General features: G+C 27.0%; 18 protein-coding genes, 1 pseudogene and 1 riboswitch. Of the genes and pseudogenes, 13 read left to right on the top strand and 6 right to left on the bottom strand.

What is annotated here, in order from left to right; translation table 11 throughout:
* Window positions 1-14: 14 nt before the first annotated feature.
* The 6 genes and pseudogenes from IC213_RS06155 (at window position 15) to IC213_RS06130 (ending at window position 3823) form a co-directional block, all read left to right on the top strand.
* The gene (locus tag IC213_RS06155) at window positions 15-641 is read left to right on the top strand and encodes a K(+)-transporting ATPase subunit C (protein ID WP_227433020.1); all 627 of its coding nucleotides are present in this window, start codon (window positions 15-17) and stop codon (window positions 639-641) included.
* A 237-nt stretch (window positions 642-878) separates the two neighbouring features.
* Entirely contained in the window at window positions 879-1787 is a 909-nt protein-coding gene (gene cysK / locus IC213_RS06150; protein WP_227433021.1) for a cysteine synthase A, read from the top strand.
* A 26-nt stretch (window positions 1788-1813) separates the two neighbouring features.
* Window positions 1814-2404 (top strand): serine O-acetyltransferase EpsC, encoded by a 591-nt coding sequence (epsC, locus tag IC213_RS06145; RefSeq protein WP_227433022.1) that lies wholly within the window; start codon window positions 1814-1816, stop codon window positions 2402-2404.
* 109 nt (window positions 2405-2513) lie between these two features.
* Window positions 2514-2624: pseudogene (locus IC213_RS06140) on the top strand (cell wall hydrolase); the annotation flags it as partial.
* 203 nt (window positions 2625-2827) lie between these two features.
* Window positions 2828-3070 (top strand): hypothetical protein, encoded by a 243-nt coding sequence (locus tag IC213_RS06135; protein ID WP_227482381.1) that lies wholly within the window; start codon window positions 2828-2830, stop codon window positions 3068-3070.
* A gap of 99 nt (window positions 3071-3169) precedes the next feature.
* A complete protein-coding gene (locus IC213_RS06130) occupies window positions 3170-3823 on the top strand; it encodes a hypothetical protein (RefSeq protein ID WP_227862844.1) in 654 nt (217 codons plus the stop codon).
* 84 nt (window positions 3824-3907) lie between these two features.
* Here IC213_RS06130 and IC213_RS06125 read toward each other — a convergent pair whose 3' ends face one another.
* The 4 genes from IC213_RS06125 to IC213_RS06110 all read right to left on the bottom strand — a co-directional run bounded on the left by IC213_RS06125 (window position 3908) and on the right by IC213_RS06110 (window position 6032).
* A complete protein-coding gene (locus IC213_RS06125) occupies window positions 3908-4225 on the bottom strand; it encodes a hypothetical protein (RefSeq protein WP_227862843.1) in 318 nt (105 codons plus the stop codon).
* Between the two features lie 31 nt (window positions 4226-4256).
* Complete coding sequence (locus IC213_RS06120) at window positions 4257-5225, bottom strand: CPBP family intramembrane glutamic endopeptidase (RefSeq protein WP_227482384.1); 969 nt, start codon at window positions 5223-5225, stop codon at window positions 4257-4259.
* Window positions 5226-5582: 357 nt separating this feature from the next.
* Window positions 5583-5783 (bottom strand): hypothetical protein, encoded by a 201-nt coding sequence (locus IC213_RS06115; RefSeq protein WP_227862842.1) that lies wholly within the window; start codon window positions 5781-5783, stop codon window positions 5583-5585.
* A 12-nt stretch (window positions 5784-5795) separates the two neighbouring features.
* Complete coding sequence (locus tag IC213_RS06110) at window positions 5796-6032, bottom strand: hypothetical protein (RefSeq protein ID WP_227862841.1); 237 nt, start codon at window positions 6030-6032, stop codon at window positions 5796-5798.
* Between the two features lie 158 nt (window positions 6033-6190).
* Here IC213_RS06110 and IC213_RS06105 point away from each other — a divergent pair, with 158 nt between their 5' ends.
* Together IC213_RS06105 and IC213_RS06100 are read left to right on the top strand one after the other, a co-directional pair.
* On the top strand, window positions 6191-6397 hold the full coding sequence (locus IC213_RS06105) for a helix-turn-helix domain-containing protein (RefSeq protein ID WP_227433028.1): 207 nt from the start codon (window positions 6191-6193) through the stop codon (window positions 6395-6397).
* Between the two features lie 291 nt (window positions 6398-6688).
* The gene (locus IC213_RS06100; protein ID WP_227433029.1) at window positions 6689-6877 is read left to right on the top strand and encodes a ferredoxin; all 189 of its coding nucleotides are present in this window, start codon (window positions 6689-6691) and stop codon (window positions 6875-6877) included.
* Between the two features lie 53 nt (window positions 6878-6930).
* Here the strand turns inward: IC213_RS06100 and IC213_RS06095 are convergent, their stop codons facing one another.
* Complete coding sequence (locus IC213_RS06095; RefSeq protein ID WP_227823777.1) at window positions 6931-7800, bottom strand: methionyl aminopeptidase; 870 nt, start codon at window positions 7798-7800, stop codon at window positions 6931-6933.
* A gap of 143 nt (window positions 7801-7943) precedes the next feature.
* Window positions 7944-9197, bottom strand: a complete 1254-nt coding sequence (locus IC213_RS06090; RefSeq protein WP_227862840.1) for an anthrax toxin lethal factor-related metalloendopeptidase — start codon at window positions 9195-9197, stop codon at window positions 7944-7946.
* 291 nt (window positions 9198-9488) lie between these two features.
* Between IC213_RS06090 and IC213_RS06085 the strand changes: the two genes are divergently transcribed.
* The 5 genes from IC213_RS06085 (at window position 9489) to IC213_RS06065 (ending at window position 12791) form a co-directional block, all read left to right on the top strand.
* The gene (locus IC213_RS06085; protein ID WP_227433034.1) at window positions 9489-9800 is read left to right on the top strand and encodes a GIY-YIG nuclease family protein; all 312 of its coding nucleotides are present in this window, start codon (window positions 9489-9491) and stop codon (window positions 9798-9800) included.
* A gap of 93 nt (window positions 9801-9893) precedes the next feature.
* A riboswitch (TPP riboswitch) is annotated at window positions 9894-9986 on the top strand.
* A gap of 103 nt (window positions 9987-10089) precedes the next feature.
* Window positions 10090-10884: a bifunctional hydroxymethylpyrimidine kinase/phosphomethylpyrimidine kinase gene (gene thiD, locus IC213_RS06080; RefSeq protein WP_227855129.1), complete on the top strand. Its 795-nt coding sequence runs from the start codon at window positions 10090-10092 to the stop codon at window positions 10882-10884.
* Between the two features lie 22 nt (window positions 10885-10906).
* Window positions 10907-11698 carry a hydroxyethylthiazole kinase gene (gene thiM, locus IC213_RS06075; protein ID WP_227862839.1) on the top strand — a complete coding sequence of 264 codons (792 nt, stop codon included), beginning with the start codon at window positions 10907-10909 and terminating at the stop codon, window positions 11696-11698.
* 21 nt (window positions 11699-11719) lie between these two features.
* Window positions 11720-12352, top strand: coding sequence for a thiamine phosphate synthase (thiE, locus tag IC213_RS06070; protein WP_227831105.1), 633 nt, complete (start codon window positions 11720-11722; stop codon window positions 12350-12352).
* 136 nt (window positions 12353-12488) lie between these two features.
* Entirely contained in the window at window positions 12489-12791 is a 303-nt protein-coding gene (locus tag IC213_RS06065) for a PTS sugar transporter subunit IIB (protein WP_227433038.1), read from the top strand.
* Window positions 12792-12950: the final 159 nt, after the last annotated feature.

Genomic DNA, 12950 nt, shown 5'->3' with positions numbered 1-12950 from the left:
TGGAGGATATAAAAATGAAAACATTAAAACCAGCATTGCTTGTAAGTCTTGTATTGTTATTTGTTTGCGGACTTGTATATCCACTTGTTTTAACAGGCGTAAGTCAAGTTGCATTTAAAGATAAAGCTAATGGAAGTATGATAGAAGTAAATGGCGTAAAGGTTGGTTCAGAGCTTATTGGTCAAAGTTTTACAGATGCAAGATTTTTTAAGGGAAGAGTTTCATCAGTAAACTATAATACTTATACAAAAGAAGATTTAATACCAGATAAGGATGGAAATACAGTTTATGGCGGTGTTTCATCGGGTTCTTTTAATTATGGGGCAACTAATCCAGAGCTTCATGATAGAGTTCAAAAAGACATTGAACAGTTTTTGAAGGATAATCCAGGTGTAAAAAAAGAAGATATACCAACAGATTTGCTTACAGCATCAGGTTCAGGACTTGACCCTAATATAAGTCCCGCTTCTGCAAAGGTTCAGATACCTGCTATAGCAAAAGTATCAGGAATATCAGAGAGTAAATTACAAAAAATTGTAGATGATAATACTTCAAAAAAACTTTTCGGAGTTTTAGGTGAAGATAGAGTTAATGTGTTAAAGGTTAATGTAGAGGTTGCAAAAATATTAGGTCTTATATAGTATTTCGTAGAATTTTTGTAGTGAAGTATTGTGTATGACTTAGCATAAAGCTTGAAGTTTGAAGAGTGAAAATCGATAATGATTTTCACTTTTTTTGTTTGAATATTACTAATATTAGAAATAAAACAATTGAAAGGATAAAATCCAAAAAAAGGTTGCATTATCAAAATGATAATACTATAATATATTTATCGTTATCAATTTGATAATAGAATTGGACATATAGGAGGAAGTAGTATGTTATATAATAACGCATTAGAGTTGATAGGAAACACACCTGTAGTAAGGTTAAATAATTTAGGATGTACTAACGGGTGTTCTAACATATATGTAAAATTAGAAAAAGTAAATCCAGCAGGAAGTATAAAAGATAGAGCAGTTTATGAAATGCTAGAAGGATTAGAAAAAAGAGGAGAATTAAAAAAGGGTGATGTACTAGTAGAAGCAACTAGTGGCAACACTGGTATTGCATTATCCATGATAGGAAGATTAAAAGGATATGAAGTAGTAATAGTAATGCCAGAGACTATGAGTATCGAGAGACGAGATTTAATGAAGGCTTATGGAGCAAATTTAGTACTTACAGATGGAAAAGCTGGAATGTCAGGCTCTATAGAAAAAGCAAATGAACTATTGAGAGAAAATCCAAACTATAAAAGTTTGAAACAATTTGAAAATAAAGACAATCCAAATGCACATTATAAAACAACAGCAGTTGAAATTATGAATGATGTTAGAGATTTAGATATATTTGTATGTGGAGTTGGAACAGGTGGTACTTTAATAGGGACTGCAAGATATTTAAAAGAGCAAAATCCAAATATAAAAGTAGTTGCACTTGAGCCAAAAAAATCTCCAGCTATATCAGAAAATAAAACTGGACCTCATAAAATACAAGGAATAGGAGCTAACTTTGTTCCTGAAAATTATGATTCTAGTGTAGTTGATGAAGTAATATTAGTTGATGATGAAGATGCTTTTGATACAGTTAAATTACTTGCATCAAAGGAAGGGATTTTGGTAGGTATATCTTCTGGAGCAAATATATTTGGAGCTATGGAAATGGCGAAAAAATATCCAAATAAAAAAATAGTAACAGTAGCTCCAGATGGAGTAGATAAATATATGTCCATGGGAATATTTTAATAATTTTATTTGAGGGAGTGAATACTTTGTTTAAAAAAATAAATAAAGATATTGAATATATAATGAAGAATGATCCAGCAGCTAGATCTAAGATAGAAGTTTTTTTACTATATCCATCAGTGCATGCAATGATAATGCATAGAATAGCTCATTTTCTTTATAAGAAGAAGATGCTTTTTTCAGCTAGATTAATATCCCAGATATCCAGATTTATGACTGGTATAGAAATACATCCTGGAGCTAAAATGGGAGAAGGTATTTTGATAGACCATGGAATGGGTGTTGTAATTGGCGAAACAGCTGAAGTGGGAAATAGAGTAACAATATATCAAGGAGCTACTTTGGGTGCTACAGGAAAGGATACTGGCAAGAGACATCCAACTGTTGGCGATGATGTATTAATTGGAGCTGGAACAAAAATACTAGGACCTTTAAATATCGGTTCTAATTCAAAAATAGGTGCAAATTCAGTTGTTGTTAAAGATGTACCTAATGGAGCCACAGTTGTTGGTATACCAGCAAAAATAGTGAAAATAAGAAATCTAGAACCTGTAAAAAAGAATAAAAGAGAAGTATCCTACGAATACGAAGAGTTAGACAATGTATATTATATATAGTCATAGTGATGTTATAGAATATGAACTTTTGGAAAATGGTGAAACTGTGACTAAAGGTGGGATAGGAAGAGCTTTAGCAGAAGGAGTTTTATTTGGAGGAGTAGGTGCTGTTGTTGGTGGTGGAGCATGTGAAAAGATAGGTTCTATGACTAAAGAAAAGTTCACTATGATAAAGGGGAATGATACGCTTTACAAAGCATTAGATTTCATAAATAGATAATATTTTAAAATATATAAGGTATTTGTATAAATTATTACTATTTTATGAAAAAAAATAATTTTTTAAAAATATTAGCCGATTTTGCGTGTTTATTGACTAGTTATGCAGATTTCTTGTAAATCTACCTCTATAGTGCTAGGATATGATTAAATATAAGATAATTGAAGGGGTATAATTGTATAAATTTTAAGAAAATAACATCTATGTCATTAGCAACAATTAGTATTTTAGCATTATCGTTTTCTAATCTGGTTATTTCAAACGCAATGGAAAAGGACATAAATTTAAAAAACGAGAAAAATATTAGACTTGAGAATGGAGATACAATAAGCATTTCTGGGAATACAAGTACATGGAAGGGTAAATGGTTTATAGATGGAAGAAATTATGATTTTGCAGATGTATTAAGCAAGTATTCTGGTGTTTTTATATCTCAACATATGTAATTAATGTATGTTTTAAAGTAATTATATGAATGGTTTTAAAACTAACATATAATTACTTTTTTAATATAAGAATAAATTTATTTTGGAGAGGTAAATATAATGAAAATTTCTAGTCAATATAGAAGCCAATATTTATTAAATAATGAAAGTAACATAAAAAATACAAAAAAAAATACAAATATTATTAAGAAAAATGAAACTATAGAAAAAAATAATTATTTATCTAATATCATGAAACAAAAACAAGAACTTGATAATAGAATTAAAGATTTAAAAGATAAACAAGAACTTTATGCTAAAAAAATAAATGAAGCAATCAGAAATTTATTTAAATCAGAAGAAGAAAATAAAAATAGTAATGTAGAAGAAGAAAATAAAAATACTATTTTGGAAGAATATCCAATTTCTCTAAATACAGGAGAAAAAGAGGAATCATTAAATACAGATGGACTTAATGATAAAAATGAAGAAAAGGTAGAAGAATTAGATCAAAAAGGCGTCGATAATGAAAAAGAGTCAGAAGAACTAGAACAAAAACATATTGATAAAGAAGATAAAGAACTTGAAAATTTATTTTTAGAAGGTAAAACTCGCGAAGAACTTGAAAATATGCTTAAAGATTTTATGAGTATGACTCAAGAGGAAATAAAGAAAATTGAGTCAAGAATAGAAAAGTTAGATAAAGATGCTGAAAAATACAAGAAAAATCAAAATATTAATGGGCAAAAAAATTATATAGATACTTTAATTTAAAGACCCCCCAATAAAATTAGGTATATTTTAGAAGGTAGCAACTAGTTAGTTGTTACCTTCTTTTGCTATTAATCCTATTAGATTTTATATAGCTATATATTTCTTTCTAACTAGATAATATAATGCTGTTGTTATAATGGCTGCTATTATCATTGCTATTATTGTAATGTCTAATTTTCTTGTGAATAAGCCTATTGCTATATATTCAAGACCCATTACATAGCGAGAAAGTATTTCTAGTTTAACAGTTCTTTTCCTATCTATATTTCCATACGTTGATTCTAATTTATTAAAATATTTTTCACTGCAAAAACTAGTTTTAGGTTTAATTAAAGATATTATTGTAGTTAATATTATAATTCCTACTCCAATAAGTATAAGATTGATATTTCCAAAGTTCATAGTATATACCTCCTTTAGCATAATAATTTTTTTATGTATGTTGTTTATATTCTTTTGTAAAGAGGAAAGGAAGATAAAATAGTGATACAAATATAAGTCTCTCTAAAATAACATAATAGCTAAGTGGCATTTCAGAACTATTACAAATAACATCTAAACTATTAACTAAAGCATGAATTATAGAACAAATCCATATATTTTTAGTTTTCAAATAAACATAACCTAAAAATATAGAAAGTCCGATTCCATAAATTAAATGAATTACAATTCCCAGTATTGGAGCATCTGGACTATAGAATGTAAATTGTAGAGGTAAATGCCATAAACTCCAACAAACACCTACAATTATAACACCTATTTTTTTGTCAAATTTATCAAAGAAAATACTTTGTAAAAAACATCTCCAGCCATATTCTTCAGACAAAAAAGGATAAATATATATTAATGATATTATAGTAAGGTTCAGATAAAATAAAATACCATTATAATTAAGATTATTTCTACTTATTATTAATCCAAGGATAACTTGAGAAAATATAAAGTAGATAATTAATAAAGCACCTGTTCTTACATTTTTTAGAATATACAGTTCTTTTGATTTAAAAGAATAAATAATAAGATATAAACTGCTTATTAAAATTAATATAGAATTCACTAATTGAGATTGATTGAGGTTTATTAAGTTAAATGATTTAGCAATAAATAATAAAAAATAACTAAGAAAAAGTAATATTACTAATGAATAAAACTTATACTCATTATTAGTTTTTCCTTCTGAGTAAAATTTTGCAATAGCGACAGAAGATAAAGGCAATATCATTATGAATGATGCAAAATTTCCTGGGTCAATAAACTTATTGAAATATAATAGAAAACCTAATAAATAAGTTAAGCCAAAAGTTATAGAAAAAAATATTATAATCTGTATTTTCTTTCTTTTTTCTTCATTTTCAATATATCTTGGATTTAATAAATCAATCCATTTTTCTTGTAATTTCAATACAAAAACCTCCTTTAACATATTACTTTCTTTTCTATAATAACAAATTCATATTGTATTAATTTTCTTAATAAAAGTATAGCAGCAATGTAAGTATAAAGAGTATCTAAAATATTACAAATATTAACAGGTTATATAAAACTATAGTAGAAGTTGTAATAATAAAACGAACGAAAATTATTATACTAAAACATAAGACATGTTATAATTATATTGTATATTTATTGATGTATAAACTATCAAGAGCGTTACTTAACACATCTTAAAATTGATTTAAATGAGTCTTTTTCATACACAAAATTATATGATATAATAAAAAAATAGAAGTGTATTGGTAGTACACTTCTATAGCTATAACTAAGCATTCTCATGAGCGGGAGTGCTTTTTTCATTTTTCCAAACAACCTTGTTTACTTCATCAATAATTATCAAATTAATCTTATTATCTTTCAAAATCTCTGTTGCAGTATCAATAAGATTATCTAGGTCAAAACTACGAGTTAATTCTAGTTGCTTGTTGTTTAAAACTCTTTTTAGTATGTAAGTATTAAAACACATCTATATCACCCCTTAAGCACTAAGGCATTCTTGTAAGCGCTTTTCTGCTTCTTCCAAAGTAAAAAATTCGTCTACATACTGGTCAAAGTTTCTAACATATTCAGTCTTATATTTAGTGTTATTTATTTCTATAAAAGCAATAGTTTTACCATCATCATAGTATCTGCTTATTACGAAATATTTTTCTGCAGTAGATACATTTTCTTTATCTTCTATAACTAAGCCTTCGGCATTAAAACAAGGTGCCATACTATGCTTGCCAATCCTTAAATAGTTAATATTAATCTTTTAAGGTTAATTTGATAATATTACTATTTCATAATAAAGTCAAGAAAAATTAACTATAAAAGAGAAATACTGCCCTTAATGGGTTAATTATGATAAAATAAATTAAAAGAGGTGATAAAATGATTTCATACAATCGCTTATGGAAATTATTAATTGATAAAAAAATTAAAAAAATGGAATTTAAAGAAATGACAGGACTAGGAAGTTCAAGTATTAGTAAATTGAACGAGGATAAAGTTGTCTCTATGGCTACAATGGAAAAAATATGTTTGGCATTAGATTGTAACATAGAAGATATTGTTGAGATTAAAAAAGATATTGAGTAGCAATATTTATCTTAAAAAGTATATGATACTAATATGTTTTATAGGGCATTAGAAAATATAGAAATAATAGAAATAAAAGATTAAGTTTCATACAATGGACGAGGTTTTATCAGATTATAAAGAAAAATAATCATAATATAACTATAAAATAAATTTTATAAAATTTATTTTGAAAAGGTATTATTTTCAAATTTGAGGACATAATAAAAAAGAACTGAAGGTCAAAGTTTTAGTTCGCCAATCGTTGGTAAACAAAAATTTTAAATTTGTAACATATAGGAGGATTTTATTATGAAAGCAAATGTTAATCAAGATACTTGTATAGGTTGTGGATTATGTCCATCAATATGCCCAGAAGTATTTGACATGGCTGATGATGGAAAATCACATGTTATAGTTGATGAAATACCAAGTGATGCTGAAGAATCAGCAAAAGAGGCTAGAGAAAGCTGTCCAGTTGATGCAATAGATGTGCATTAACAAAAGAAAAGCCTATGAAGATTGAAAGCTCAATCTTTATAGGCTTTTATATTTTATTGAGTTAAAATTTCAATTCCTGTTTCTGTAACTAAAACCATGCACTCCCATTGAGCAGATAATTTACCATCTTTTGTGTAGATAGTCCAATCATTTTCTTCATCAACAAAAATCTCATGAGTTCCTTCATTTACCATAGGTTCTATAGTAAATATCATTCCAGGAACCAATAACATTTCAGTTCCTTTTTTAGAAACATAACTTACAAATGGGTCTTCATGAAAACTTAGTCCAACTCCATGCCCACCAATTTCTCTAACAACAGAATATCCATTTTCTTTTGCATAAGAATTAATAGCATTACCTATATCACCCAAGAATCCCCATGGTTTAGCAGCTTCAAGGCCTTTTTGAATGCATTCTTTAGTAACTTGAACCAATTTTTTTGCATTTTCTTTAACATTTCCTATCATAAACATTCTTGAAGCATCTGAGTAATATCCATTAAAAATAGTAGACACATCTACATTTATAATATCTCCATCCTTTAATAGGATGTCTTTACTTGGGATACCATGACAAACTTCATTGTTTATTGATGTACATACACTTTTAGGAAAACCATTATAATCTAGTGGTGCAGGAATAGCTCCATTTTCTAATGTAAAATTATGGACTAATTCATTTATATCTTCTGTAGACATTCCAACTTTAATTTTATCCGAAATATAATCTAAAATCTTTGTGTTTATTACAGCACTTTTTTTAATTTCTTCAATTTGTGTTGCATTTTTTATGATGTCGTGAGTAGGTACAATATGACCTAGCTGAGCGAATGAATTTATTTTATTATCTATATCCATATGACATTTTTTATATTTTTTAGTACTTCCACACCAACAAGCATCGTTTCTGTTTAATTTCATAACTCTTCATCCTTTTTATTATTTATTTAAATTATGGGCTACATAAACTATTTTAAAATATAACCATTAGAAATATTATAACATAAATATCAAAAAGTCTTTTATAAAGAGTACTTTATTAAATAGAAATATATTATTAAGTATTAATGTGTTTCATAGCTTAGTTCTAATTCTTCAAGAAAATTATATGTTAAAGGACAATTTTCTTTCAATATATTTTTTGAGTCTTCATCAAGATAATAATGCACAAATGATTCCGCAAAAAATTCTTCTGGGAATTTACTAATATATGCATGTGCAACTTGTTTAGGGTCATAAAGTTTATACCTTTCTTGAATAAACACTTCCATAAATTCTTCTGAATTTGATTTTTTGTCTAATACATTTTTATCTATAGCATGTGCAGTTTCATGTAATTCCAAATTTTTAGCTGAATGAACATTTGCATAACTAGGGTTACTATAACCTATTTTAGCCACAATAGAGTTGTTTCTATATATCCCAGGTACATCTTTCCAAGTTTTACCTGATCTTACCCAGCATGGAGGTAATTGGTGTTTTAAATCACTAAATTCTGGTTCATCAGTTAAATTTGAATTTATTAATTTTATAATTATATCTTTTTCTTTAAGTGTTTGTAGATATTTTCCATTTATGTTTGAAAGTCTGTTTTTCATGTTTTCAACTTCATCTTTATCATAGTCTGAATTATCTGGAAGTATAATCATTTGTTCAATTATATCTATATTACTTTCTCTTATATTTTTACTGTTTTTGTTAACTTCATATTTGAGGCTATCATCTCGATAAAAAGTCATATTTGCATCGTTTTCTGAAAAAGAGGAGTGAATATTTTCTAAATCTAAAATGTTCATTTGATGTAAAATATTTTTTGTTTCACCACTCCATACCACTAAAGAAAGTGAATTAAAGTTAATTAGTGGATTTTCTTTCATTTTTGTTTTATTACTTATACTGACATCGAATACATATTCAATGGAGTTTTCTATATCAAGATTGTTTGTATTCTTATTAAGATATAGATATGCTTGTCTTAACTCTATATAAATGTTATCTAAAAATTCGTCGAAAAATTCTGATAAATTGTTTGAAAATATTTCTTCACTTAAAAGTTCACTTTTATCAGTCACACTTTCAATTAAAGTATTAATTTCTTTTATCATCTCAGGAATATTTATCTTCTTGCTTGCTTTTTCATCAGATACATTGCATGGTGCAAGAGCAATGCAATAAAAATCTTCTTCTTTTTTATAAAAGGCTTTAAGTGATTTTGACAAAAGTGTAAAGTCTACACCTATCTGTAAATTGACTTTAAATAAGTTCTTTTGTGATAATTCAATATTATTGCTTTTAGCTATAATTAAATTGTTTTCCATAATCATTGCCCCCTTTTTATTAGGTTATCATAATTTTTTTATATATGTCAATTTATTTTTTTGAAAATTATAATTTTTTTGAAAATTTTATTTTTTATATTTGTGAATTTTTTGTTAGAAGAATAAATATGTTATTAATATGTCAAAATTTAGCATCAAATACTTTTAGAATCTACTTTACGAATTTACATTTGAGTTATTGTTATAGCTGACCAATATATAAAATTTACAGCAGTTTTTTTTATTTTATAATATAATGTTTATATATTTAATTTAAGGATGTGAATTAAGATGTATTTTACATATATTATAAGGTGCAAAGATGATTCTCTATATACTGGATATACTAGCAATATAGAAAGAAGAATGAATGAGCATAAGTCAGGAATTAATTCAAAGTATACAAGAGCAAGGGGATTTAAAAAGTTAGAGGTTTATTTTGTAACAAATACAAAAAGTAATGCAATGAAATTAGAATACTATATAAAAAAGTTAACTAGGGATAAAAAATTATCTATAATAAAAAATCCCAATATACTTATAGATTCAATTGACAATAAAGAAAATTATATTATTGGAGAAGAGATAAAAGAACTGAAGTAAGTGTCTTTAATTATATTGTAAATAAGTGTATACAGTGTAAAAACTTGACAATAAATACTATTGTAATATAATGAAGTTATAAATATAATAAATTAAAATAGCTAGGGGAGCCAAGAGCTGAGAGGAATACCGACCCTTACACCTGAACTGGATAATGCCAGCGTAGGAAAGCTTAGTATAAAACTTAAGTATGTATTATTTGTGATATATGCGAATTTCTAAGCTATACCTATTGTAGGTATAGCTTTTTTAGTTAATCTATTTAAATTAAATTTTTAGGAGGGTATAAATGAGTAACTACAAAATACCAACACTTACAATAGCTGGTTCAGATTCATCTGGAGGAGCTGGAATCCAAGCTGATTTGAAAACTTTTAGTGCAATTGGCACATATGGAATGAGCGTAATAACAGCTATAACGGCACAAAACACTCAAGGAGTTTTTGCTGTAGAAGATTTAAGCCAAAGTATAATAAAAAAACAAATAGAGGCAGTATTTGATGACATACCTCCAAGAGCAGTAAAAATAGGAATGGTTTCAAGCCCAGAAATTATACTTGAAATAGTTGAAAATTTAAAAAAATATAATCCAGAATATTTAATAGTAGACCCTGTAATGATATCTAAAAGTGGATATTATTTATTAAAACCAGAAGCAAAGGAAAATCTAATTAAGTATTTAATACCACTTGCATATATAATTACACCAAATATTCCAGAAGCTGAAGAAATTACAGGAATAAAAATACATAATGTAGATGATATGAATAGAGTAGGAAAGAAAATATTAGAGCTTGGACCTAAATTTGTTCTTATGAAAGGTGGACATTTAGATGGAGAAGCAGTGGATATTTTAGTTGGTAAAAATATATTTGAAGTGTATAAAAGTGAAAGAATTGATAAAAAAAATACACATGGAACAGGATGTACATTATCTTCTGCAATAACATCTTACCTTGCATTAGGTTATGAAATAAAAGAAGCAATAAAATTAAGTAAAATTTATATAACAGAAGCAATAAAAAATAGTTTTGATATAGGTCATGGAGTAGGACCAGTACATCATTTTTATAAGTTTGAATAATAAAATTTTATGGAGGTAGAATATGTATAATTTAATTGAAGAAGTAAAGAAAATAAACCCATTAGTAATTCACTATACTAATAATGTAACAATAAATGATTGTGCTAATGTAACTTTAGCTATAGGTGCAAGCCCTCTTATGAGTTTTTCATATGAGGAAGTAGAAGAAATGGTAAGTATAGCAAATGCTGTAGTTATAAATATAGGAACTATGAATTCAAATATATTAGATTTGTTTTTATTGGCTGGAAAGGCTGCAAATAAATACAATAAACCTGTTATCTTAGACCCAGTGGGAGTCTTTGCAAGTAAAGCCAGAGCAGAACTTACAAATAAGCTTTTAAATGAAGTTAAATTTGATGTGGTTAAAGGGAATATAGCAGAAATAAAATTTATAGGTGGCTTTGATGTAATGGGTAAAGGTGTAGATTCCTTTGATGATGAAGAAGATTCTACTGATATAATAAAAAAAGTTTCTGAAAAGCTTGAATGTATAGTTGCAGCAACTGGAAAAATAGATATAATAACTGATAGTAAGAATACATATAAAATAAATAATGGAACTGATAAATTAAAAGGTATTACAGGCACAGGGTGTATGACTGCTAGCTTGATTGCAAGTTTTATGGCTGTGACTAAAAATAAATTAGAAGCAGCTACAATGGGTGTACTTACAATGTCGTTAAGTGGGGAGCTGGCTAATTTAAATAATCCACCAATAGGTACATTTAAAGAAAATCTAATGAATTCTATTTATCAAATGGATGAAGAGATTATAAGTAAAAACTCTAATATTGAATTTTTAAATGAATAAATGGTCAACAGGAGGCTGTAAATGATAGATAAAGAATGTTTAAAAAAAGACTTAAAGTTATATTTAGTGACTGATTCTGAAATGCTAGAAGGTAGAGATTTTTATAAATGTATTGAAGATGCAATTGTTTCTGGAATAACAACGGTGCAACTCAGAGAAAAAAATGCTTCTGGAAAAGAATTTTTAAAAAAGGCTATGAAGCTAAGGGAAATAACTAGAAAACATGGTGTTAAGTTTATAATAAATGATAGAGTAGATATAGCAATTATTTGTGATGCAGATGGAGTGCATGTAGGACAGAGTGACATTGATGCAAAAGAAGTTAGAAAGCTTATAGGGAAAGATAAAATACTAGGTGTATCAGCAAGAACTTTAGAAGAAGCTATCTGTGCAAAAAATGATGGTGCAGACTATTTAGGTATAGGGTCTATATTTACAACATCTACTAAACTGGATGCTAAATCCGCATCATTTGAAACTGTCAAAGAAATTAAAGAAAAGATAGATATACCATTTGTATTGATTGGTGGGATAAAACTAGATAATGTAGATAAACTTAAGTGCTTAAATAGTGATGGATATGCTATAATATCTGCTGTATTAAAATCTGAAAATATTTCTGAAGAAGTAGAAAAGTGGACATTAAAAATATAAAATGAGTTATGGTAGTGAAAAAATTGGAAAAATTTGATATAATTTAAAAGTAAAATATAGGAAGTTATAAATGTAAACTTTTCTACATATACTTTTTAATCAAAATATATGTAGATTTGATTAAAAGGAGATATTAATGATTAGGATATTATTAGTGTGCGTTGGTGGTATGTCTTCTACTTTATTGGTAAATAAAATGGAGAAAGATGCAAAGAAAAGAGATATAGACTGTAAAATATGGGCAGTTGGAGAGGGAAATATAAAATCAGAACTTGGTAATTTTGATATTTTACTTCTTGGGCCACAGCTTAGATTTATGTTTGATGATGTAAAATCTATAGTTGGAGATAAAGCTCCAGTAGCTATAATAGATATGGTAAACTATGGTACTTGTAATGGTCATGCTGTATTAAATGCAGTACTAGAAATACTAAATTAAATTAATCACTGATAGTGAACTCTATGATATAGAGTTCACTTTTTATATTTTATAGTTTTTTTTCAAATTTTTTTATTTTCAACAAGGCTGATTTAAATTGTTCATCTTCATAGACTCTTAATATATAATTAACTTAGAAAAAAATTATTTCTAGAAAAA

It is taken from the genome of Clostridioides sp. ES-S-0049-02 (assembly GCF_020658465.1).
Classification (GTDB): domain Bacteria; phylum Bacillota; class Clostridia; order Peptostreptococcales; family Peptostreptococcaceae; genus Clostridioides.
Note: the sequence above shows the minus strand (reverse complement) of the source record. Positions and strands in the feature narration are given on the sequence as shown.